This window comes from Parahoeflea alexandrii (assembly GCF_027214025.1).
GTDB classification, from domain to species: domain Bacteria; phylum Pseudomonadota; class Alphaproteobacteria; order Rhizobiales; family Rhizobiaceae; genus Hoeflea; species Hoeflea alexandrii_A.
In genome coordinates, this window is the sequence record NZ_JAPWHB010000004.1 from 222,777 (window position 1) to 242,305 (window position 19,529).

The window sequence follows — 19,529 nt, forward strand, 5'->3', positions numbered from 1 at the left end:
TCGATGAAACCACCTGACCTTCACGAACCCGGCCAGTGCCAGGTCGCAAATGACGTGATTTCACTGGTCGGCGACAAGTGGAGCGTGCTGGTCGTCAGCAAGCTCGGGCACGGCCGGATGCGCTTTTCCGAGATCAAGCGCGCGGTCGAGGGGATTTCGCAGAAAATGCTCACCATTACCCTGCGCGGGCTCGAGCGCGACGGATACGTCACCCGCACCGTCTACCCCACCGTTCCGCCGCGCGTCGACTACGAGCTTACCGCACTCGGCGCGGAACTGCTGGAGCCGGTCGCGGCACTCGGCCAATGGGCGGTCGCCAACCACGCCCGTGTTCTCAAGGCAAGGCAGGCCTACGACCAGCGGGCGACTGAGCCTCGCTGACAGCTACCGAGCTGCCACCTACAGCGACGGACCCGGAACCAGCCGGCTGCCGTCGGTAAAGCGCGAGAAGCGGAAACGCGTGAGGTCATGCCCGGTGGGCCGGCCGGCGGCGATGTTGGCGATGGCCTTGCCGAAGCCAGGGCCGATGCCGAAGCCGTGGCCGCTCATGCCTGTGGCGACGATCAGTCCGTCGTGGCCCGGCACCCGGTCGACCACCGGCACCACGTCCGGCATCGCGTCGATCATCCCCGCCCAGACATTGAGAAGCTCCGGCTCGCCCAGCGAGGGAAAGCGGGCGGCAAAACGCTTGCGCGTCGGTTCCGTCCGGCGGTGCTCGGGCTCCGGATCGAGAACGCGGCAACGTTCGAACGGCGTTTCCTCGTCCTTGCTCCAGTTCCGCGGCGTCCCCCAGGCGTCTGGATAGTGCCGCGGCGAAAACGGCAGGAAGCGGGTGTGACCCAGCGACTTCACCGCGACCGGCAGCCAGGTGAAGAAATGCCGGAACGCGTCCGGCCCGATCATCAGGTCATGGCTGCCAAGCGCCGAGACGCTGTAACCGCCATCCTCGCGGCGGCGGAAGGCGAGCTCCTCGTCGAGCGCGTTGCCCGCGAACACCTCCGGCATTTCAGCCGTGCGTGCCACCGACGAGCGCACGATCAGTTGCGGGATCGACACGCCGTGCCGCCTGAGCAGCAGCGACGTCCACGCCCCGCCCGCGACCACCACCTGCGCCGCCTTGATGTACCCGTGCTCGGTGTGCACACCCGCGATCTTTCCGGCCGCCCGCTCGAAGGTACGCGCGGCGCAATTCTCGCGAATGCCCACACCTTCGCTGCGCGCCAGTTCCGCCACCGCCGGCACTGCGGCCCAGGGCTCGGCCCGCGCATCGGTGGGCGACCAGACGGCGCCGGCCCAGCGCTTGCCACCGGGTCCGGTATCGATCAGCCCGGCGACCGCGTCGCCATCGATCGCGCGCACATCGAGCTGATGCCGCCGCGCCACATCGAGCCAGCGGGCCTGCGCCTCCATCTCGCTGTCGGTGCTGGCCAGATACATGATGCCCGAGCGGCGGAAGCCGGTGCGGTTGCCGGTCTGATTGTCGATCTCTTCCCACAGCCGGGACGCTTCCATCATCACCGGCAGTTCCGCCTCGTCGCGGCCAAGCTGGCGGATCCAGCCCCAGTTGCGCGAGGACTGCTCGCCCGCCACCCTGCCCTTCTCGACCACGAAGGCACTCAAGCCCATCCGGTTGAGATAGAGCGCGCTCATGATGCCGATGACGCCACCGCCGACGATGACGACATCGACCTCAGCGGGCAGCGGGTCGGAAAATGTTACGGGAGACGCCGCGGTGATCGGGGCGGCAGGACGTGCGGACATAAGGGCTCCGGGAAGGTCAGGGCGAGAAAGGCTGTTATCTGACGGCGATCTTGCGGCCGCTCCCGCCCAAAATCAAGGCCGGCCAGGCGCAACCCCATGTCGCATCTCAGCCCTCGTCCATGGCCTCGATCGTCATCACCACCGGGGCATGATCCGACGCACGGTCTTTCGGCGGGCCGATCTCGAAATGCTCGTCGAACACCTCGGTCTTGATCACCGCGCCGCGCCGCCGGGGGTTCTTCGGATTGAGCCCGTTGGAGACAACGCAGTAATCGAGCACCGATCCAGAGACGATGCCGCCATGGGTGTTGGGCCGCGTCAGCCCCTGCATCACCACCAGGTTGAACGCGTCGTAGAGCTTGTAGACATGCTTGAGATAGGCGAATTCCTCGGGAACCGCGTCTGCAGCAACGCTGCCCCAGGACCAGACCCGGTCGGCCTGGGTCAGGATCGAGATCGTGTGCGAGCCCGGCGCCTCGTTGAGATCGCCCAGCAGGATCACCGGCGCATCCGGATCGGTATCGATCACCTGCCGGAACAGCCGGTAGATGGCGCCGGCTTCGGCGGCGCGCTTGGCCACCTGGTTCACCCCGGCCATGGCGCGCTCCATGTAGGTGGTGCGGATCTTGGCGTCCCAGCCGGCAATCGCGTCGATCTCGTCGTCATCGACGAAGGCGCCCTGCGACTTGAAATGGCAGACGAAGATCCGCGTCCGGCCGATCCCCGGCAGATCGATCACCGCGTCAACCGGGGTGCGGGAGAAATTGAAATCGGCGTCGATCACGGTGTCGTCGGGCAGGCCGGCGACACCCGACAGCGGATGGGCGCTGACAAAGGGGTGGCGCGAGGCGATCGCCACCGTGGCGTTGACATAGATCGCCGGATCGTCCGGGTCGAACATCGGGTGCCCGGTTGAGAAGAAATGGGGATAGCCGCAGGCCGCCATCAGCGCTGCCAGCTCCTCGTGCGAAACCACCTCCTGAAAGCCGATCACATCGGCATCCATGCGCGCCACGAGGCTGGCGATCCAGGCTTTCTTCTCCGCCCACTGGTTTTCCGAATAGGTCGCCGAAAGCTTGCGCTCGTGCCAGAAAATCCCCGGCGCCGCGAAGTGATAGAGATTGAATGTTGCGACCTTCACAACCGCCATGGCGCATCCCCGCTTGCTTAGCACTTGTAACGCGGCATCATGACACCGAAGTAATGCCAGACCAATTGCCGCTTTTCGCCAGCCGTCACGAACGGCGATTTGCCATCTCTTTTTTCAGGTGAATTTTTTGATCGAATTTGATAAGCCTGAAAAAGAGACTCTGGGACGGCTCCGAAGTATCTGCTTCGGGGCGCGTTTTCTTTTTGTGTCCTGCCGCCGATGATCATAGCGCCAGGACGATATGAACAAGGAATAGACTGATGGTTGAGAAGGTTCCGATGACGCAAGGAGGCTATGCCAAGCTGCAGGAAGAACTGCGCTGGCGTCAGCAATCCGAACGGCCGCGGATCATCGAGGCGATCTCCGAAGCCCGCGCCCATGGCGACCTTTCGGAAAATGCCGAATATCACGCCGCCAAGGAAGCACAGAGCCACAATGAAGGCCGCATCGGCGAGCTTGAGGACTTCACCTCGCGCGCCGAGATCATCGATGTATCGAAGATGTCCGGCGACACCATCAAGTTCGGCGCCACCGTCAGGCTGGTTGACGAGGACACCGAGGAAGAGCGCACCTACCAGATCGTCGGCGACCAGGAGGCCGACGTGAAGGCGGGCCGGATTTCGATTTCCTCGCCGATCTCGCGCGCGCTGATCGGCAAGTCGGTGGGCGATTCCATCGAGGTTGTCGCTCCGGGCGGCTCCAAGGCCTACGAAATCCTTGAGGTGAAGTGGGGCTGAGCCCGTCACGTCCAAACCAGGGTCAGGGTGAGATCCCATGCTTTCCGATCCATCGCGGACCCTTGTCATCGCCCCCAATCTGAAGCGGCGCCTGTCCGGGGTGACGACGTCGATCATCCAGCTGATCCCGGTGCAGAACCGGCTTGGGCAGCAGATTGCCGTTTTCGGCCCCGGCCTGCCCGACCATCTGCCGCGGCTGCGCTACCGCGACCTGCCGCGGCTGTGGCGCGCGCCGCAAGGCCGGCCCTTTCGGATCTGGCACGCGCGGCGCAATGTCGAGATGCTGATGGGCGTGGTCATGCGCGACATCCTGCGCATGCCGCTGAGGCTGGTGTTCACCTCCGCTTCGCAGCGGGTGCATTCGAACTGGACCCGGTTCCTGATCTCGCGCATGGACAGCGTCATCGCCACCAGCCACAAGACCGCCTCCTACCTGAAGGTTCCGAACCGGGTCAGCCTGCACGGCATCAATGCCGAACGGTTTTCGCCGCCGTCTGACCGGGCCGGGGTGCGGCGCGCGCTGTCATTGCCCGAGGGCCAGAAGCTGGCCGGCTGCTTCGGCCGCATCCGCCGCCAGAAAGGCACCGATCTCTTCGTCGATTCGATGATCCGGCTGCTGCCGTCGCGGCCGGGCTGGAGCGCCATCGTCGCCGGCCGCGCCACCGCCAGCCACGCATCCTTTCTCACGGAGCTCAAGGAACGTGTTGCAGCGGCCGGCCTCAAGGACCGCATCCTGTTCGTCGGCGAGCACACGAATATCAACGACTGGTACCGCGCGCTCGACCTGTTCGTCGCACCACAGCGCTGGGAGGGCTTTGGCCTGACCCCGCTTGAGGCGCAGGCGAGCGGCGTGCCGGTGGTCGCCACCGATGTCGGCGCCTTCGAGGAAATCATCGCGCAAGGAACTGATGAAACCGGGGTGGTGGTTGCCAAGGACGATCTCGACGCGCTCGCCGCAGCGGCCGCCGCTTTCATGGATGACGATGCCCGGCGCGATGCCGCCACGCGCAGGGCCCGGCCGCATGTGCTGGCCAATTTCACCATTGAGGGCGAGGCCGAGCGGCTTTCCAAAACCTATGAAGAGGTTTGGCGCAAGGCCCATGCTTGACATCCTGATCATCGGCAAGGACTCGAAGTACGGCCTGACCAAGGACAGCCTGCTGCTCGAGGAGGCGATCCGCGCCGCCGGCCTGCCCCATTCGATCGGCCACGCCGACCACAAGGGCCGGCCGTTCAGGGAGCGTCTGCTCAGAACCCGGCGCGCGCGCATCGCCATCCATATCGAGCGGGTTTACCCGGCCTGGTACTCCGCCGCCGACATCCATTACCTGCTGCCCAACCAGGAGCGCTTTCCGCGCCGCCACCTCGGCCGCCTCCGGCATATCGACCTGGTGCTGTGCAAGAGCCGGCACGCCGCCGATGTGTTTTCCAAAGAAGGCGCTGAAACGTTTTTCCTCGGCTTCACCTCGGAAGACAGGGCGTCTGCCACGACACCCAAGGACCGAGACAGGTTTGTCCACATTGCCGGCGCCAGCACGCTCAAGGGCACGGAAGCCGTGCTGGCGGCATGGCGGGCTCACCCGGAGTGGCCGGAGTTGACGCTGGTGATGAACGCCAAGCTGGCACCGTCCTCGGTGCCGTCCAATGTCAGGCTGATCAGCGAATATCTCGGCGACGAGGAGATGCGCGCCCTGCAAAATGCCTGCGGCATCCATCTCTGTCCCTCGCAGGCGGAAGGTTGGGGCCATTACATCGTCGAGGCGATGTCGACCGGCGCCGTGGTGATCACCACCGACGCCCCGCCGATGAACGAACTGGTGGATGCACAGTCGGGCCTGCTGGTCGAGGCCGCGTCAAGCACCCCGCGCCATCTCGGTACCTGTTTCCAGGTGGACCAGTCGGCATTCGAGGCCGCCATCGTCAAGACGATGGCAATGCCGGCGGACCAGAAGGCACAAATCGGCGCCCGCGCACGCGCCGGCTTCGACGCGATACGATCCGGCTTTGGCGACCGGCTGAAAGACCTTCTGGGCAGTGACCGCCGATGAACCTGCTGCACCTGTCGAGCGAAAAGGGACTTCGCGGCGGTGAGCAGCAGCTGATGCTGCTGGCAGGACAGACAAAACCGGGGATCGCCGAATGGTATGGCGTGCCGGGCAAATCCGGGTTGTTCAGGAGCCTCCCCGCGGAGGCGAAGAAACTGCCGGTCAAGTGCCGCGGGATGCTTGATGTGGCTTCGATCATGCGGATCAGGAACCTGCTGGGCGCGGAGAACATCGATCTCGTGCACGCCCACTCCAACCGGGCGCACAAGACGGCCGTTGCGGCAACGCTTGGCGGACGGCAGCGCCTGATCGTCTCGCGGCGCAACGCGTTCAGATGCCGGGGCGGCCTGGTCTACCGCGCGGCGGATCAGTTCATCACCATCTCGAAGGCCGGTTACCAGGCCCTTCGCGACGGTGGCGTCGCCGGCAACCGGATCGAGATCATTCACGATGCGGTGGACGAGGCAGCGCTTGCCGCCGCCCTGCCCGAGCGTCTGGGCTTTGGCGAAGACACCACGCTCATCCTCTGCGTCGCCGCCTTCACCGCCGAAAAGGACCATGACACCCTGCTCACGGCCTGGGACCTCGCGCACAGGAGGGCGGCGAATGCGCATCTCGTCCTGGCCGGCGACGGGCCCGGGCTCGCGGCGATGCGCCGCCAGGCCGCCGGTCTGCCGAGGGTGACCTTCCTGGGCTGGCGCGATGACGTGGCCGCGCTGATCAAGGGCGCCGACATCGTAACGCTGGCGTCCCGCGAGGAAGGGCTTGGCTCGAGCCTGTGCGCGGCACAATGGGCCGGCAGGCCGGTGGCAGCCACCGCAGCCGGCGGCATTGTCGAAGCCGTCGCCGACAAGGCGACAGGGCTGTTGAGCCCGCCGGGCGATGCCGAAGCGTTGGCGAATAACCTGATTGCCCTGTCCGAAGATGCCGCAATGCGCAGGGACTATGGCGAGGCCGCCGCCAGACGCGCCCGTCAGATGTTCTCGCTCGAGAGCTTTCTTGCCCGGCACATCGAGATCTACAGCCGTCTCGCCGGCGCCTGAGGGCCGCGACGGATAGCCCGGCCCGGCCGCTAGCGCTGCCGTCGCTGCCCGCTGCGGCGGTCGACATAGACGATCATGTATTTCCAGAACACCGTCTGCCCGTGGATCCAGGCATTGACGAACCCCTCGACGCCGCCAAGGAAGCCGCGCTTGAGGACGTAGGTCTTGAAAAACGCCCCCAACGCGTGCGCGAACGGGCTTGGCAGCGAAACCTTGCGGCCCGCCTGCTTCAACTGTTCGGCGCCAAGCACCGAATAGTGCTGTCCCTTCGCCAGCGCCTGGCCGAGCGAACGCACGGTGAAATGGTCGAGATGATGGATGAGCGTCCCCGTCGGGCGGTCGGTCTCGGCGAATTCATGCACCTTTTTCAGGTTGAAATGGGCGGCATCCTTGAGGAACAGCCTGAGCGGCGCATCCGGCCACCAGCCGGAATGCCGGAACGGCTTGCCGAGAAAATAGGACAGCCGCGGGATCCGGTAGGCGTCGTGCTTCGCGGCCGCGACAGTGGAGAGGATTTCGTCGGCGAGAACCGCGGGAACCCGCTCATCGGCATCGAGCGACAACACCCAGTCGCACCCCGCCTGGGTCCGGGCAAACTCCTTCTGGTCGCCGAACCCGTTGAAGTCGCGGACGATGACCCTTGCCTTGAAGGAGTCTGCGATATCCCGCGTCACATCATCGCTGTGGCTGTCGACAACCACGATCTCGTCACAGAAGTGCAGGCTCTCCAGCAATCCAGGCAGCATCTCTGCCTCGTTGCGGGTGATGATGACGGCGCTGATCGTCGGCTTCATTCATCTGCCTCCATCATCCTGGAAAACCGCCTACAGCGCCACCAGTCCCTCGTCCTTGACCTGACGGATGGTCAGCATGGTTCTGACCGTGTCGACGTTCTCGGCGGCCGTCAGTTCCTCGATGACGAAATCCTGGAAATGGCTGAGATTGCGCGCCACGCAATGCAGCAGGAAATCGCTTTCGCCCGACACCATCCAGGTTTCCCGCACGATCGGCCATTCATTGGTCCTGGCGGCAAACGCCTTCAGGTTGGCATCGGTCTGGTGCTTGAGCCCGACCATGCAGAACGCCACGAGGTCGAAGCCGAGGCTCGGCGCATTCAGCTGCGCCCGGTAGCCGCGGATGATTCCTGCCTGCTCGAGCTTGCGCACGCGCCTCAGACACGGCGGCGCGGAGATGCCGACCCGCTCCGACAGGTCGACATTCGTCATGCGCCCGTCCTTCTGCAGCTCACGCAGGATCTTGAGGTCGATTGCATCGAGTTCGGCCTTGATCGCCATGAAATTTTCCCTGTCTTCAGCACCGCCGTCCCGCAGGAAAACCGCAGGCCAACGAAACTTAATTGCGTCAGCGCGCAGCATCTGTAAAGCCTCCGCGGCTTTCCTGACGCGAAGTTCTGTGCGTAACTGTGCGGGCAAGCTTGAAACACTGGCTCACCCGCACCTAAATGGTGGTAAGTCGCAGACCATTGTGGCGCATCCTGCCAAAAACTTGGCTTTCGTCATTGATGCGTCACCGGGGATGCCCCAAACTGGCATTCGCAACCATTGTTTCAGGATCGTTCCATGTCCACTCGCCACGTCCCCGTCCTCATCATCGGCTCAGGCCCCGCCGGCTACACCGCCGCGATCTATGCCGCGCGCGCCATGCTCAAACCGGTGCTGATCGCCGGCATGGAACAGGGCGGACAGTTGATGATCACCACGGATGTCGAGAACTATCCCGGCTACGCCGATCCGGTGCAGGGTCCCTGGATGATGGAGCAGATGCTCAAGCAGGCCGAACATGTCGGCGCCGAAATCGTCAACGACCTTGTCACCGAGGTCGAACTGACCAACCGGCCGTTCACGGTGACGACGGATTCCGGCGCGGTGTGGACCTGCGACGCGCTGATCATTGCGACCGGCGCCCAAGCCAAGTGGCTCGGCATCCCGACCGAGAAGGACTTCATGGGCTTTGGCGTCTCGGCTTGCGCCACCTGCGACGGGTTCTTCTACCGCGGCAAGAAAGTCATCGTGGTCGGCGGCGGCAACTCCGCGGTCGAAGAGGCGCTGTACCTTTCCAACCTTGCAGCGCATGTCACCGTGGTTCACCGCCGCGATTCCTTCCGCTCGGAAAAGATCCTGCAGCAGCGGCTGTTCGAGAAAGACAATATCGACGTGATCTGGGACACCGAGGTGGTCGAATACCTGGGCACGCCGGCAAAGCCGCCGATGCCCGCCTCCGTCACCGGCGTGCGGCTGAAGAACCGCAAGACCGGGCTCACCACCGACATGCCAATCGACGGCGTCTTCGTCGCCATCGGGCACGCGCCCGCCGTCAGCCTGTTCAAGGACAAGCTCAAGCACAAGGCGAACGGTTATCTGTGGACAGCGGCGGATTCGACTGCCACGGATGTTCCCGGCGTCTTTGCCGCCGGCGATGTCACCGACGACATCTACCGTCAGGCGGTCACCGCAGCCGGTATGGGATGCATGGCGGCCTTGGAGGCCGAGCGCTATCTGGCAGGTCACGTCAGGCACGCCGAAGCCGCCGAATAGGCGCATAAGCGCCGGATAGAGGCCCGACCAACGGGCCAAGGGGGACGAGAGCGCGATGCCACTCGACTGGGACAAACTGCGCATTTTCCATGCCGCCGCGGAAGCCGGCTCCTTCACCCATGCCGCCGAGAAGCTGCATCTGTCGCAATCCGCCATATCAAGGCAGGTCTCCGCGCTGGAAATGGATATCGGCGCCAAGCTGTTTCACCGCCACGCCCGCGGCCTGATCCTGTCCGAACAGGGCGAGATCCTCTACCAGACCGCGCACGAAGTGCTGATGAAGCTGGAATCGGTGCGCAACCAGCTGACCGAAACCCGCGAGCGGCCATCGGGCAAATTGCGCGTCACCACCACGGTTGGCTTCGGCCAGGGCTGGCTCACCGAGAAGGTGCAGGAATTCCAGACGCTCTATCCCGACGTCCAGGTGCAACTGCTGCTCGACAACGAGGAACTCGACGTCAACATGCGCCAGGCCGATTGCGCCATCCGCCTGCGCCAGCCGCAGCAACCCGACCTGATCCAGCGCCGCCTGTTCACGGTGCACATGCACATCTACGCCTCGCCCACCTACCTGGCGCGTCATGGAGAACCCAAGACCATCGAGGATCTCGACAACCACCGAATCATCACCTTCGGCGAACCCGCTCCGGCTTATCTGACTGATGTGAACTGGCTTGAAACCGCCGGCCGCAGCCCGGAAAACCGGCGTCAGGCGCAACTGCAGATCAACAATTTGCCGTCGGTCCGGCGGGCCACGCTCAACGGCGCCGGCATTTCGCTGCTGCCCGATTACATGATCAACCGCGACCTGGCGCTGGTGCAGCTCAATCTTACCGCCGACATTCCCTCATTCGACACCTATTTCTGCTATGCGGAGGAAATGAAAAACGCGGCTAAACTCAAAGCCTTCCGTGATTTCCTGATCTCGAAGGCGCGCAACTGGAGTTTCTGATCGAACACGCCTTAGCGCCGGATCGGAGCAGGCGACCTTCATCTGATCAATGATTTTGCATATATTTTTTTGCCTGCTTTTTAATCAATCCGGTTGCCATGCGCTATCCGCATAGCTGACATGCACATCATTGCCTTGCGCATTGCATAAATAAGCACCATATCGACTACAGCTGATGCACCTTTGGCGGCCTACTCCTCCCAGTGCCGCCGCATGAGCTGTTCCCCTCTGGAGGTTTTTTGACCTTCATACCTATTGGGCCCGAGAGCAATCTCGCGGCCCATTTTTTTTGGCTTGCGCCAGCCGGTGCCGGATCCTGCTCCCGTTCGGGATCGGACCCGGCCCGCGCAGCCTCTCATGCTCATCCGGCCGAAAGCGAAAGATTCCTGGCCGATCCCGGGTTCGCATGGCCATCCAGGCAATCCAGGCTGATCAGCGTCTCGCGCACGGCCTGGTCGATGGGTGTGTGAGGCTCCGCGCCAAGGAACGCCACCAGCCTGTCATTCCGCATATGCAACTCTCTCTGCCAGAGATAGCGCATTTCCAGCAGCTCCCGGAATACGGGAACGAAGGGTTGGGCCAGACGCAGCGCCCACCAGGGAAAGCGCTTGATCGGCAGTTCGGTCCGGCCGGTGACGCGGCGGATGGCATTGGCCAGCTGCCGGCCGTCATGATCCCAGAACCCTTCCATGTGAAACCGGGCAAAGGATGGCAGTTCATCCGCCCGGGCGACCAGCCGCACCATGGTCTCGGCGACATCGGGCAGATAGGCCCATTGATGCCCGACGCCAGGATCGGAGGGGTTGGTGATCGTCTTGACTGGCGCGCCCGGCTTGACCACCCCCTGGGCAAACCAGCTGCCGCCCGCGCCGGGACCGAAGAAGTCCCCTGCCCTGACAAGGATCACCTGGGTCCCGCGCCGGGCCGCAGCCTCCAGCCGCTCCTCCAGTGCAACGCGGATCTTGCCCTTGACCGTTGACGGGTTCTGCTGACTGTCCTCGGCAATCGACCCGAAGGTCTCCGGTCCGAAATTGTAAACATTTCCCGGCATCAGGATGCGGGCGCCGCTCGCTTCCGCCGCGGCGATGGTGTTGTCGATCATCGGCAGCACCAGCTTGCCCCAGTTGCGGTATCCGGGCGGATTGACCGCGTGCACGATCAGGCCGACGCCGGCGGCGGCCTTGATCACATCGTCCCGGTTCATCGCATCGCCATCGACCCAGTCGTATTCCGGCGACTTGACGGCGTTGGCAGCCGCATTCCGGTGCATCGCCCGCACGCTGTAGCCATTGGCCAGAAGTTTCGTGGCAACCGCGCCGCCAACCCCGCCGGTTGCCCCGAGGATCAGCGCCAACGGCTTGTGTCCGGAATGCGCTGCATGCTGTTCGTTCTCAGTCATCTTGCTCTCCATCAGTTTCGATGAGGCCAATATGGTCGAGAGCCTTGCTAAACGGAATTGCGATAATATCTGGAACTGATATACATTTTTGTATGACTAAATCTGTGCTTGACTGGGATCACTACCGCACCTTGCTCGCCATCCTCGAGGAAGGATCGCAGTCGGGCGCCGCGCGTTCCCTGGGGCTCACGCAGCCCACCATCGCCCGGCATCTCGATGCGCTCGAAGCGGCTGCGGGCAAACCGCTGTTCCTGCGTTCGCATCAGGGCCTGCTACCCACCGAAACGGCGCTGAGCATGCGCTCCTATGCCGAGACCATGGCTGCTAGCGCCGCGGCCCTGGCGCGGGCTGCCTCCGGGGACAGCGAAAGCCCCGAGGGCACGGTGCGCATCAGCGCCAGCGAGGTCATCGGGCTGGAAGTTCTGCCGCCAATCCTCAGCGAACTGCAGGAGCGTTATCCGGGGCTGGCGATCGAGCTCTCGCCCTCCGATGCGGTCGAGGATCTGCTCAAGCAGCAGGCCGACATCGCCGTGCGCATGGTGGAGCCGACCCAGGGCGCCCTGGTCAGCCGCAGGATCGGCGGCATTCCGACCGGCGCGTTCGCCCATCGCCGCTATCTCGAGCGGCATGGCACGCCCACCACTCTCGCGGATCTGTCCGCACACCGGCTGATCGGCTTCGACCGGCAGCTCCCCTATGTCCGCGACGTGTTCAAGGCCTATCCGGTGTTTGCACAGCTGCGCTTCGATTTCCGGTCCGACAGCAATGTCGCCCAGCTGGCGATGATCCGGGCCGGCGGCGGCATCGGCATGTGCCAGATCCCCCTCGCCGCCCGCGATCCTGACCTCGTGCGGTTGATGGCAGATCAGATCGAGCCGCACCTGATGACCTACCTGGTCATGCACGAGAACCTCAGGATGGTTCCCCGCTGCCGCGTTGTCTTCGATGCGCTGGCCGAAGCCCTCATCGCCTACCGCGGCTCGGCAGCCAAGACGGCAACCTGACCGATATGCATATTTATTTATGCTTATCCGTCAGAGTGATCCACTGCCGCGCCGCCACCGTATACCTCGCGGGTTGACAGGTGGATGGAACTTTCTCCCGGCAGGACTGTTGTCTTGCGTCGTTCCACGCTCACGGGGTCTCACATGCGCATCACCATGATACTCAACCAGGACGGCGGCACCATCAGGGGTCTCGACGCCCGGGAATTCGCGGACATGGCCTGCGCCAAGCTGTCAAAGCGCGGCGGCGAATGCATTCCCCGCCTGGTCTCGGGCAAGGACCTGGTCAGGACCCTCAACCAGGCCGCGGACGACAGTCAGACCGACATCATCGTCGCCGGCGGCGGCGACGGTACCATATCGGCCGCGGCGGGTGCTTGTTTCAGGTCAGGCAAGACCCTCGGCGTGATCCCGCTGGGCACGATGAACATGTTTGCTCGCAGCCTCGGACTTCCGCTCGATCCCGAGGAAGCCCTTGATGCGCTGGCGCAGGCCGACGAGCGGCCGCTCGACATCGCCACCGCCAATGGCCGCCCCTATGTCCATCAATTCTCCGTCGGCCTGCACGCCAGCATGGTGCACCAGCGCGCAAGCCTAGACACCTCGACCCGGTTCCGCAAGATCACCTCGACGATCAAGACACTGGGACGCGTGATCCTCAAGCCACCGCAGCTCGGGGTCGAGATCGACACCGGTTCCGGTCGCTCTCGCCGGCTCGTCTCGGCAGTCTCGATTTCCAACAACCTGTTCGGCGATACGCCGCTTGCCTACGCCGCACAGCTCGACGAGGGCGTTCTCGGCGTCTACTGCTCGCGCGCGCTCGAGCCTGGCACCGTGTTCCGCATGGCCCTTCGCGCCGCCGTCGGCAGGCTCAGCGAGGATCCCGATGTCAGCGTCGAGACGGCAGACAGGGTCACGCTGAAGTTCCCGACCGCACGCAAGAGTTCGAAGGCCGCGATCGACGGCGAGATCATTCCGCTGGAACGCGAAGTCGAATGCGTGTGCCATCCCGGCGCACTGCGCACGCTTGTCCCCAAGACCACAGCAGCCCTCGCCGATGCCGATGCTCCCGACCGGAGACTGGCGTCGGCATGACAATGCATCCCGTCATCCCGGAAAGGCTTTCCATGACCCCACAGACACACATCACCGGCACGGCGTTCCACCCCTGCGGGACCGCTGGCGGGGTTGAACGATGATCCCCGCGGGCTTTCTCAAGGCCTGGGCCGGAACCGCCGCCTTCATCCTGATCATCGATGCCGTCTGGCTGGGCCTTGTCGCCAGAGGCTTTTACGCCCGCCAGCTCGGCGAGCTGATGCTCGATCAACCGAAGCTATCAATCGCCGCCCTGTTCTACGTGATGTATTCGGCGGTCGTCGTGCTGCTCGCTTCCGCACCGGCTTTCCGCTCGGGCTCGCTGCAGGATGCCCTGCTGCTCGGCGCCATACTGGGCTTTGCCGCCTACGGCACCTACGACATCACCAACATGGCGACGCTGAAGGACTGGCCGGTGGTCATGAGCCTCGTCGACATGGCATGGGGAACCGCGCTGACGGCAGCAGCGTCGGCGGCAGGCTACTGGATGCTGCGCTGGGTCTGAAACGAAAACGACCGCCCGGGGGCGGTCGATCTCGTCAGGCCGGACCGTTTGAACAGCCCGGCAGAAACGGCAGTCCCGCTCAGCGCAGGGACGCGCAGAACCGCTGGATCCGGTTGCAGGCCTCTTCCAGGAGCTCTTCCGACGTGGCGTAGGAAATGCGGAAGTTCGGCCCCTGGCCGAAGGCCGATCCGTGAACCACGGCGACACCTTCGGTCTCAAGCAGTTCGGTGACGAAATCCTCGTCGGTTTCGATCACCTTGCCCGAGGGCGCGGTCTTGCCGATCAGATCGGCGCAGGACGGATAGACGTAGAACGCGCCTTCCGGGACCGGGCACTGGATGCCCTTGGCCTGGTTGAGCATCGACACCACGAGGTCGCGGCGGCCACGGAAGATTTCCTTGTTCTTCGCAATGAAGTCCTGCGTGCCGTTGAGCGCCTCGACCGCGGCCCACTGCGCAATCGAGCAGGCGCCCGAGGTCTGCTGGCCCTGGATCATGTCCATGGCCTTGATCAGCTCCAGCGGACCGGCCGCATAGCCGATGCGCCAGCCGGTCATGGCATAGGCTTTCGACACGCCGTTCATGGTCAGCGTCCGGTCTTTCAGCGCCGGTTCGACCTGGACAGGCGTGGTGAAGACGAAATCGCCGTAAGTCAGGTGCTCGTACATGTCGTCGGACAGGATCCAGACATGCGGATGGCGCATCAGCACCTCGGTCAAAGCCTTGAGTTCGGCCTCGGTATAGGCCGCGCCCGAAGGGTTGGACGGCGAATTGAACATCAGCCACTTGGTCTTCGGCGTGATCGCCGCTTCCAGATCGGCGGCGGCCAGCTTGAAGCCGTTCTCGATCGTGGTCGGCACGAACACCGAGGTGCCGCCGCAGATCGCCACCATCTCCGGATAGCTGACCCAGTAGGGCGCCGGAATGATGACTTCGTCGCCGGGGTTCAGCGTCGCCATGAAGGCATTAAACAGGATCTGCTTGCCGCCGGTGCCGACGATGGTCTGCTGCCAGCCGTAGTCGAGATTGTTCTCGCGCTTGAACTTCGCGGCAATCGCCTTGCGCAGTTCGGGAATGCCCGAGACCGCGGTGTACTTTGTTTCTCCGCGGTTGATCGCGTCGATCGCCGCAGCCTTGATGTTGTCCGGGGTGTCGAAATCCGGCTCGCCGGCACCAAGCCCGATGACGTCGCGGCCCTTGGCTTTGAGATCCCGCGCCTTCTGGCTGACGGCGATGGTGGCGGACGGTTTCACCCGGGAAAGGGCGTTGGCGAGAAAGGCCATGAAATGCGCTCCGGTGCTGGGACGTAATGCAAAGGGACGCGGCGCCCGCGCCCGTTGCCTTCTATGTCGCAACGCGCCCTGTGATGCAAGCCGCCAGGTAAGCTTGTAACGGTTGATTTAACCTTGCGGAAAGAATTGGCGTCTAGGATTCCGAATCGACACGAAACGGAAATCGGAGTCCAGGACATGATGGCCGGGCATCGTGAACCGCATTTTCTGCAGGACGACCGGGGATTTTACACAACCTCCTACGGCCCCTTTATCCTGCGTTCGGCCTTCCAGCCGATTTTCAGCCAGAACGAGCAGGGCCACCTGACGATCGAGGCGTTCGAAGCCCTCATCCGCGCCCAGCAGGATGGCAAGCCGGTGTCGCCCCCTCATTTCTTCTCGATGGTCGAGAAAGCCGACGCGGTTATGGTCGACACCTTGTGCCGGGAATTGCACATTCTCAACATGGGCAAACTCGGCCGCCGCAAGGCCAAGCTGTTCATCAACTTCAATCCCGGCCTGTTTGATGTCCTCGGCGACATCGATGCCGAAGTCGATCGCATGGTCGAGGTGACCGTGCGCGCGGGCCTGAGGCCCGGCCGCATTGTCTGCGAAATCACCGAACAGGGCAGCGGCGATGAGAAGGTGCTCGGCCGGCTGGTCAGCGGCTTGCGCTCGCGGCTTTTCAAGATCGCGGTTGATGACTACGGCGCCGACGATTCGGACTCCCAGCGGGTAGACGACCTCAAACCCGATGTGTTGAAGTTCGATGCGGCCTGGGTGCGCCGCTTCACCGAAACCTCCGCCGGCATGGGTCTGCTCAAGCTGATGGTCGAACAGTTCAAGGCACGCGGCATCACGGTGCTGTTCGAGGGGCTTGAGGAAGAACATCAGGTCGAGTTCTGCCAGAAAATCGGCGTTCAGCTGATGCAGGGATACGCGCTTGCGCGCCCGGAAATCGTGCCCAGAACGTTCGACGACCGCTTCCCCGAACCCGAACTCTCCCAGGCCGGCGACCTTGTCCGCCCCGCCCACACCTCCACCGTCCGGCACGAAGTTCCGGCCGCGGCAACTGCCAGCGAATTCATCCCGCAGGCCGTCGCTCCGAGACGCGCCGCGGCCTTCGGCAAGCGCAGGCGTTAACCCGAAACACATTCTTGACACCACAAAACTCAGGCACCGCCACAATCCGGTCCGATTGGCGACGCGTTCCGGCTGTTAGATGATCCCCGAACAGCGAAGAACGGGGAAAGACGATGATTCCGGAAGATGACTTTCTGCTTGTCAAACCCGCCCGCCAGGAAGCTGTCACAGCGTTGAGAATAGCGCTGATGGCGGCGATGGGATGCCTGATCCTGCTGTCGGTGCTGGTGTTCCAGGCCCGCGCCGAGCCCCATGCAATGCTCGACCGTCAGCTCAGCCAAACGCATCAGGCCGAACATCCGCAGGCGGACGCCGGGTTTACCGGTCGGTTGCAAACCTGTCTGCGGCATTCTGCTTGCTGAACGCTTCGCACCGCGCCGCAAGATCGGCCAGCGCCGCATCCGGATTCTTCAGCCCTGAAATGACCACCGGCGCGCCGTTGACCCGTTCGATCACCAGCGATCCGGCGCCGGTGATCCAGCCCGAGAGGCCGCGGCGCAGCGACAAACCTGTTACCGCCGCATAGGCCATGATCACCGGGTCGCGGGCCGGGAACCCGGGATGCGCTTCCAGATGAGCGCCGCGAAGCGTCAGCCGCATGGTCGACAGGCGCAGCCCGGCATAGGCAAGCAGCGACGGAACGACAAGAATCAGGACCATCAGGCAGACGCGCGCCAGCGCACCCTCTCCCCGGCCGTTCACAAAAAGCCAGATCCACAGCGCGCCATAGCCTGCCGCAATCACCAGACCGGGAAGCAGAAGGGCGAGCACACTCCCCCGCCAGACAGCGCGCTGTCGCCCCGCCTCGGCAGCAGGGAGTGAGGGCTTGATGGGCGAATCAGCGCTGTCCATGGCGAGAGAGTGTAGCCGGATTTCAACCACCGTCACCGGCACGGTTTCACTTGCAGGGGTTTTCCCGCGTCTTTGACGCACCATATCTGTTCAGGAGTGCAAACAGTGACCGCAAGCGAGGCGACGATGGCAAGAGATCCGATCCCGGCAAGGCAGCGAGCCGCAAACACATTCATCGGCCTGTCGGCGGCGCTATGGCTGGCATCGGCCGCAAGCGTCCCGGCGGGCGAAATCGTCCCGACAAGCGAGGTGAGCGTCGAAGTCGAGCTGCTCGCCTCCGGCCTCGATCATCCATGGGCCGTTGAGCCGCTGCCCGACGGGTCCATTCTCGTCACCGAACGCAGCGGCGCCCTGCGCCTGGTGCGCGACGGCGTGGTCTCTGCGCCGGTTTCAGGCCTGCCGGAAATGGCTGCGGCTGGCCAGGGCGGTCTGCTAGACGTCGCGCTGGCCAATGACTTTGCTGCCAGCCGGACGATTTTCCTGAGCTACTCGACCCGAAACGACAGCGGCCTGGGCACCGCGATTGCCCGCGCCCGCCTGTCCGAAGACGGAATGGCGCTTTCGGATGTGACCGAGATTTTCCGGATGAACAAGTTTACCGGAGCGGGGCAGCATTTCGGATCCCGCATCGCCGTGGCACCGGACGGGACGCTGTTTTTCAGCATCGGCGACCGTGGCGAGAGCAAACGGGCGCAGAACTTCAGAGATCATGCCGGCGCCGTATTGAGGATCGCCGCCGATGGTTCGGTTCCGGCCGACAATCCGTTTGCACCCGGTAGCCCCAATGCCACGAGTGACGTAGCAGCCGAACTCTGGTCGAAAGGCCACCGCAACCCGCAAGGCCTCGACATCGATCCGAAAACCGGTGAGTTGTATTCGGTCGAGCATGGCGCCCGCGGCGGCGACGAAGTCAACCGGCCCCAGCCCGGACTGAATTACGGCTGGCCGACGATCTCCTACGGGCGTCATTACTCCGGGGCGGAAATCGGTGTGGGCACCACGGCCGAAGGTTATGAACAGCCGCTCCATTACTGGGATCCCTCCATCGCACCCGGCGGCATGGCAGTCTATCGCGGCGAGATGTTTCCGGAATGGGATGGCGACCTCCTGGTCGCGGCCCTGAAGTTCCAGCTGCTGGTCCGGCTTGATCTCGACGAGGAATCCGGCGAAGTGCTGTCCGAAGAACGATTGCTCAAGGGCAGCTACGGGCGAATTCGCGATGTCCGCGTCGCCCCCGACGGCGCTGTGCTGATGGTTACCGACGAGGACAACGGGTCGATCCTGCGTTTGACGCGGGCACCCGGATCCGGCAATTAGTGTTCGGCATTCAGGGTTTGCCTGACCAGCCAGCACGTGCAGCGCCCCGAAACGCAGCAATGGCCGGCGCTTTTTGGAAACGAGTGAGACGATGCTGAAAACAATACTGCTGGCTCTCGTCATACTAGTCGGCGCAGCATTGGCAGCCTTCATCCTGATCGGCCGTGAACGCACCTGGGAACTGTTCGCCGGATCGCCCGATCGCGGTGCGCGCGACTTCAGCACCAACCGGCGCAGCCCGACCCCGAACGATGCGCTGGCCTGCAGCCCCGGTCTTTGCGTTGAGCCGGATTTCGAGATTGCGCCCGTTGACGATGCGCCGGCGATCGCCATCGAGCGGCTGTCGCAACGGCTCATCAGTTCAGATCCACTCGCCCGCAGGATCGACGACCGCAAGGATCCGGCCAGGGCGCGCTTTGTCACCTACTCGCCGCTGATGCGGTTTCCCGACGTGATCCACCTGGAAGCCAGGGTCATGCCTGACGGCCGCACCGGCATCATGGCCTATGCCGCCGCGCAACTGGGAAAAAGCGACATGGGCAAGAACCGGCTCCGCCTCGAGGCCCTGTTCAACATCCGCTGAAGCCGGGCATGCACGGCGGCGGCAACAATGGGGTGGCCCATGGGGTGGGCAAGGGAATTTCACCCCGTCTCCCTCTTGCCGCCCCGAAACGCACCTGCTAGCCGTCCGGGATCACTCC

Annotated in this window: 21 protein-coding genes; 13 read left to right on the plus strand and 8 right to left on the minus strand. The window is 63.9% G+C overall.

Annotated elements, in window-relative coordinates; all coding sequences use genetic code 11:
* The first annotated feature begins 3 nt into the window (after window positions 1-3).
* Window positions 4-381 (plus strand): winged helix-turn-helix transcriptional regulator, encoded by a 378-nt coding sequence (locus O4H62_RS14605; RefSeq protein ID WP_269388895.1) that lies wholly within the window; start codon window positions 4-6, stop codon window positions 379-381.
* Window positions 382-399: 18 nt separating this feature from the next.
* Here O4H62_RS14605 and O4H62_RS14610 read toward each other — a convergent pair whose 3' ends face one another.
* Together O4H62_RS14610 and O4H62_RS14615 are read right to left on the minus strand one after the other, a co-directional pair.
* Complete coding sequence (locus O4H62_RS14610) at window positions 400-1,761, minus strand: NAD(P)/FAD-dependent oxidoreductase (RefSeq protein ID WP_269388897.1); 1,362 nt, start codon at window positions 1,759-1,761, stop codon at window positions 400-402.
* A 106-nt stretch (window positions 1,762-1,867) separates the two neighbouring features.
* Entirely contained in the window at window positions 1,868-2,911 is a 1,044-nt protein-coding gene (locus tag O4H62_RS14615) for an endonuclease/exonuclease/phosphatase family protein (RefSeq protein WP_269388899.1), read from the minus strand.
* 260 nt (window positions 2,912-3,171) lie between these two features.
* Between O4H62_RS14615 and greA the strand changes: the two genes are divergently transcribed.
* The 4 genes from greA to O4H62_RS14635 are packed head-to-tail and all read left to right on the plus strand — an operon-like array spanning window position 3,172 to window position 6,736.
* Complete coding sequence (gene greA, locus O4H62_RS14620; protein WP_269388901.1) at window positions 3,172-3,648, plus strand: transcription elongation factor GreA; 477 nt, start codon at window positions 3,172-3,174, stop codon at window positions 3,646-3,648.
* 37 nt (window positions 3,649-3,685) lie between these two features.
* The gene (locus O4H62_RS14625; protein WP_269388903.1) at window positions 3,686-4,756 is read left to right on the plus strand and encodes a glycosyltransferase family 4 protein; all 1,071 of its coding nucleotides are present in this window, start codon (window positions 3,686-3,688) and stop codon (window positions 4,754-4,756) included.
* On the plus strand, window positions 4,749-5,696 hold the full coding sequence (locus tag O4H62_RS14630) for a glycosyltransferase (RefSeq protein WP_269388905.1): 948 nt from the start codon (window positions 4,749-4,751) through the stop codon (window positions 5,694-5,696). Before O4H62_RS14625 ends, O4H62_RS14630 begins: the two co-directional genes overlap by 8 nt.
* Window positions 5,693-6,736 (plus strand): glycosyltransferase family 4 protein, encoded by a 1,044-nt coding sequence (locus O4H62_RS14635; protein WP_269388908.1) that lies wholly within the window; start codon window positions 5,693-5,695, stop codon window positions 6,734-6,736. Before O4H62_RS14630 ends, O4H62_RS14635 begins: the two co-directional genes overlap by 4 nt.
* Before the next feature lie 29 nt (window positions 6,737-6,765).
* On the opposite strand, the gene O4H62_RS14640 is transcribed toward O4H62_RS14635, so the two are convergent.
* Both O4H62_RS14640 and O4H62_RS14645 read right to left on the minus strand, forming a co-directional pair.
* On the minus strand, window positions 6,766-7,530 hold the full coding sequence (locus tag O4H62_RS14640) for a glycosyltransferase family 2 protein (protein WP_269388910.1): 765 nt from the start codon (window positions 7,528-7,530) through the stop codon (window positions 6,766-6,768).
* Between the two features lie 30 nt (window positions 7,531-7,560).
* On the minus strand, window positions 7,561-8,031 hold the full coding sequence (locus O4H62_RS14645; RefSeq protein ID WP_269388912.1) for an Lrp/AsnC family transcriptional regulator: 471 nt from the start codon (window positions 8,029-8,031) through the stop codon (window positions 7,561-7,563).
* Window positions 8,032-8,316: 285 nt separating this feature from the next.
* Here O4H62_RS14645 and trxB point away from each other — a divergent pair, with 285 nt between their 5' ends.
* Window positions 8,317-9,291 carry a thioredoxin-disulfide reductase gene (gene trxB, locus O4H62_RS14650; RefSeq protein ID WP_269388914.1) on the plus strand — a complete coding sequence of 325 codons (975 nt, stop codon included), beginning with the start codon at window positions 8,317-8,319 and terminating at the stop codon, window positions 9,289-9,291.
* 55 nt (window positions 9,292-9,346) lie between these two features.
* The gene (locus O4H62_RS14655; protein WP_269388916.1) at window positions 9,347-10,243 is read left to right on the plus strand and encodes a LysR family transcriptional regulator; all 897 of its coding nucleotides are present in this window, start codon (window positions 9,347-9,349) and stop codon (window positions 10,241-10,243) included.
* A 361-nt stretch (window positions 10,244-10,604) separates the two neighbouring features.
* On the opposite strand, the gene O4H62_RS14660 is transcribed toward O4H62_RS14655, so the two are convergent.
* Window positions 10,605-11,642, minus strand: a complete 1,038-nt coding sequence (locus tag O4H62_RS14660) for an NAD(P)H-binding protein (RefSeq protein WP_269388918.1) — start codon at window positions 11,640-11,642, stop codon at window positions 10,605-10,607.
* 92 nt (window positions 11,643-11,734) lie between these two features.
* Between O4H62_RS14660 and O4H62_RS14665 the strand changes: the two genes are divergently transcribed.
* From O4H62_RS14665 to O4H62_RS14675, 3 genes are all read left to right on the plus strand, one after another.
* A complete protein-coding gene (locus O4H62_RS14665; protein WP_269388920.1) occupies window positions 11,735-12,646 on the plus strand; it encodes a LysR family transcriptional regulator in 912 nt (303 codons plus the stop codon).
* A gap of 144 nt (window positions 12,647-12,790) precedes the next feature.
* Window positions 12,791-13,741: a diacylglycerol/lipid kinase family protein gene (locus O4H62_RS14670; protein ID WP_269388922.1), complete on the plus strand. Its 951-nt coding sequence runs from the start codon at window positions 12,791-12,793 to the stop codon at window positions 13,739-13,741.
* Between the two features lie 100 nt (window positions 13,742-13,841).
* Entirely contained in the window at window positions 13,842-14,246 is a 405-nt protein-coding gene (locus tag O4H62_RS14675) for a DUF2177 family protein (protein WP_269388923.1), read from the plus strand.
* A gap of 79 nt (window positions 14,247-14,325) precedes the next feature.
* Here the strand turns inward: O4H62_RS14675 and O4H62_RS14680 are convergent, their stop codons facing one another.
* Window positions 14,326-15,528, minus strand: coding sequence for a pyridoxal phosphate-dependent aminotransferase (locus tag O4H62_RS14680; RefSeq protein ID WP_269388925.1), 1,203 nt, complete (start codon window positions 15,526-15,528; stop codon window positions 14,326-14,328).
* A gap of 186 nt (window positions 15,529-15,714) precedes the next feature.
* On the opposite strand from O4H62_RS14680, the gene O4H62_RS14685 reads away from it, so the two are divergent.
* Entirely contained in the window at window positions 15,715-16,659 is a 945-nt protein-coding gene (locus tag O4H62_RS14685) for an EAL domain-containing protein (RefSeq protein WP_269388927.1), read from the plus strand.
* 29 nt (window positions 16,660-16,688) lie between these two features.
* Here the strand turns inward: O4H62_RS14685 and O4H62_RS14690 are convergent, their stop codons facing one another.
* Together O4H62_RS14690 and O4H62_RS14695 are read right to left on the minus strand one after the other, a co-directional pair.
* Window positions 16,689-17,009, minus strand: coding sequence for a hypothetical protein (locus O4H62_RS14690; RefSeq protein ID WP_269388929.1), 321 nt, complete (start codon window positions 17,007-17,009; stop codon window positions 16,689-16,691).
* Window positions 16,978-17,595 (minus strand): hypothetical protein, encoded by a 618-nt coding sequence (locus O4H62_RS14695; RefSeq protein ID WP_269388932.1) that lies wholly within the window; start codon window positions 17,593-17,595, stop codon window positions 16,978-16,980. The genes O4H62_RS14690 and O4H62_RS14695 overlap by 32 nt, the downstream gene beginning before the upstream one ends.
* Window positions 17,596-17,637: 42 nt before the next feature.
* Here O4H62_RS14695 and O4H62_RS14700 point away from each other — a divergent pair, with 42 nt between their 5' ends.
* Window positions 17,638-18,828, plus strand: coding sequence for a PQQ-dependent sugar dehydrogenase (locus O4H62_RS14700; RefSeq protein WP_269389471.1), 1,191 nt, complete (start codon window positions 17,638-17,640; stop codon window positions 18,826-18,828).
* Window positions 18,829-18,919: 91 nt separating this feature from the next.
* Window positions 18,920-19,411 (plus strand): DUF1499 domain-containing protein, encoded by a 492-nt coding sequence (locus O4H62_RS14705; RefSeq protein WP_269388934.1) that lies wholly within the window; start codon window positions 18,920-18,922, stop codon window positions 19,409-19,411.
* The last annotated feature ends 118 nt before the right edge of the window (window positions 19,412-19,529 follow it).

What these genes read in the sequence shown, in the direction of transcription:
- O4H62_RS14605 (WP_269388895.1), top strand. Translation starts at nt 4, where the DNA reads ATGAAACCACCTGACCTTCACGAACCCGGCCAGTGCCAGGTCGCAAAT.
- O4H62_RS14610 (WP_269388897.1), bottom strand. Translation starts at nt 1,761, where the DNA reads ATGTCCGCACGTCCTGCCGCCCCGATCACCGCGGCGTCTCCCGTAACA.
- O4H62_RS14615 (WP_269388899.1), bottom strand. Translation starts at nt 2,911, where the DNA reads ATGGCGGTTGTGAAGGTCGCAACATTCAATCTCTATCACTTCGCGGCG.
- greA (WP_269388901.1), top strand. Translation starts at nt 3,172, where the DNA reads ATGGTTGAGAAGGTTCCGATGACGCAAGGAGGCTATGCCAAGCTGCAG.
- O4H62_RS14625 (WP_269388903.1), top strand. Translation starts at nt 3,686, where the DNA reads ATGCTTTCCGATCCATCGCGGACCCTTGTCATCGCCCCCAATCTGAAG.
- O4H62_RS14630 (WP_269388905.1), top strand. Translation starts at nt 4,749, where the DNA reads ATGCTTGACATCCTGATCATCGGCAAGGACTCGAAGTACGGCCTGACC.
- O4H62_RS14635 (WP_269388908.1), top strand. Translation starts at nt 5,693, where the DNA reads ATGAACCTGCTGCACCTGTCGAGCGAAAAGGGACTTCGCGGCGGTGAG.
- O4H62_RS14640 (WP_269388910.1), bottom strand. Translation starts at nt 7,530, where the DNA reads ATGAAGCCGACGATCAGCGCCGTCATCATCACCCGCAACGAGGCAGAG.
- O4H62_RS14645 (WP_269388912.1), bottom strand. Translation starts at nt 8,031, where the DNA reads ATGGCGATCAAGGCCGAACTCGATGCAATCGACCTCAAGATCCTGCGT.
- trxB (WP_269388914.1), top strand. Translation starts at nt 8,317, where the DNA reads ATGTCCACTCGCCACGTCCCCGTCCTCATCATCGGCTCAGGCCCCGCC.
- O4H62_RS14655 (WP_269388916.1), top strand. Translation starts at nt 9,347, where the DNA reads ATGCCACTCGACTGGGACAAACTGCGCATTTTCCATGCCGCCGCGGAA.
- O4H62_RS14660 (WP_269388918.1), bottom strand. Translation starts at nt 11,642, where the DNA reads ATGACTGAGAACGAACAGCATGCAGCGCATTCCGGACACAAGCCGTTG.
- O4H62_RS14665 (WP_269388920.1), top strand. Translation starts at nt 11,735, where the DNA reads ATGACTAAATCTGTGCTTGACTGGGATCACTACCGCACCTTGCTCGCC.
- O4H62_RS14670 (WP_269388922.1), top strand. Translation starts at nt 12,791, where the DNA reads ATGCGCATCACCATGATACTCAACCAGGACGGCGGCACCATCAGGGGT.
- O4H62_RS14675 (WP_269388923.1), top strand. Translation starts at nt 13,842, where the DNA reads ATGATCCCCGCGGGCTTTCTCAAGGCCTGGGCCGGAACCGCCGCCTTC.
- O4H62_RS14680 (WP_269388925.1), bottom strand. Translation starts at nt 15,528, where the DNA reads ATGGCCTTTCTCGCCAACGCCCTTTCCCGGGTGAAACCGTCCGCCACC.
- O4H62_RS14685 (WP_269388927.1), top strand. Translation starts at nt 15,715, where the DNA reads ATGATGGCCGGGCATCGTGAACCGCATTTTCTGCAGGACGACCGGGGA.
- O4H62_RS14690 (WP_269388929.1), bottom strand. Translation starts at nt 17,009, where the DNA reads ATGCCGCAGACAGGTTTGCAACCGACCGGTAAACCCGGCGTCCGCCTG.
- O4H62_RS14695 (WP_269388932.1), bottom strand. Translation starts at nt 17,595, where the DNA reads ATGGTGCGTCAAAGACGCGGGAAAACCCCTGCAAGTGAAACCGTGCCG.
- O4H62_RS14700 (WP_269389471.1), top strand. Translation starts at nt 17,638, where the DNA reads ATGGCAAGAGATCCGATCCCGGCAAGGCAGCGAGCCGCAAACACATTC.
- O4H62_RS14705 (WP_269388934.1), top strand. Translation starts at nt 18,920, where the DNA reads ATGCTGAAAACAATACTGCTGGCTCTCGTCATACTAGTCGGCGCAGCA.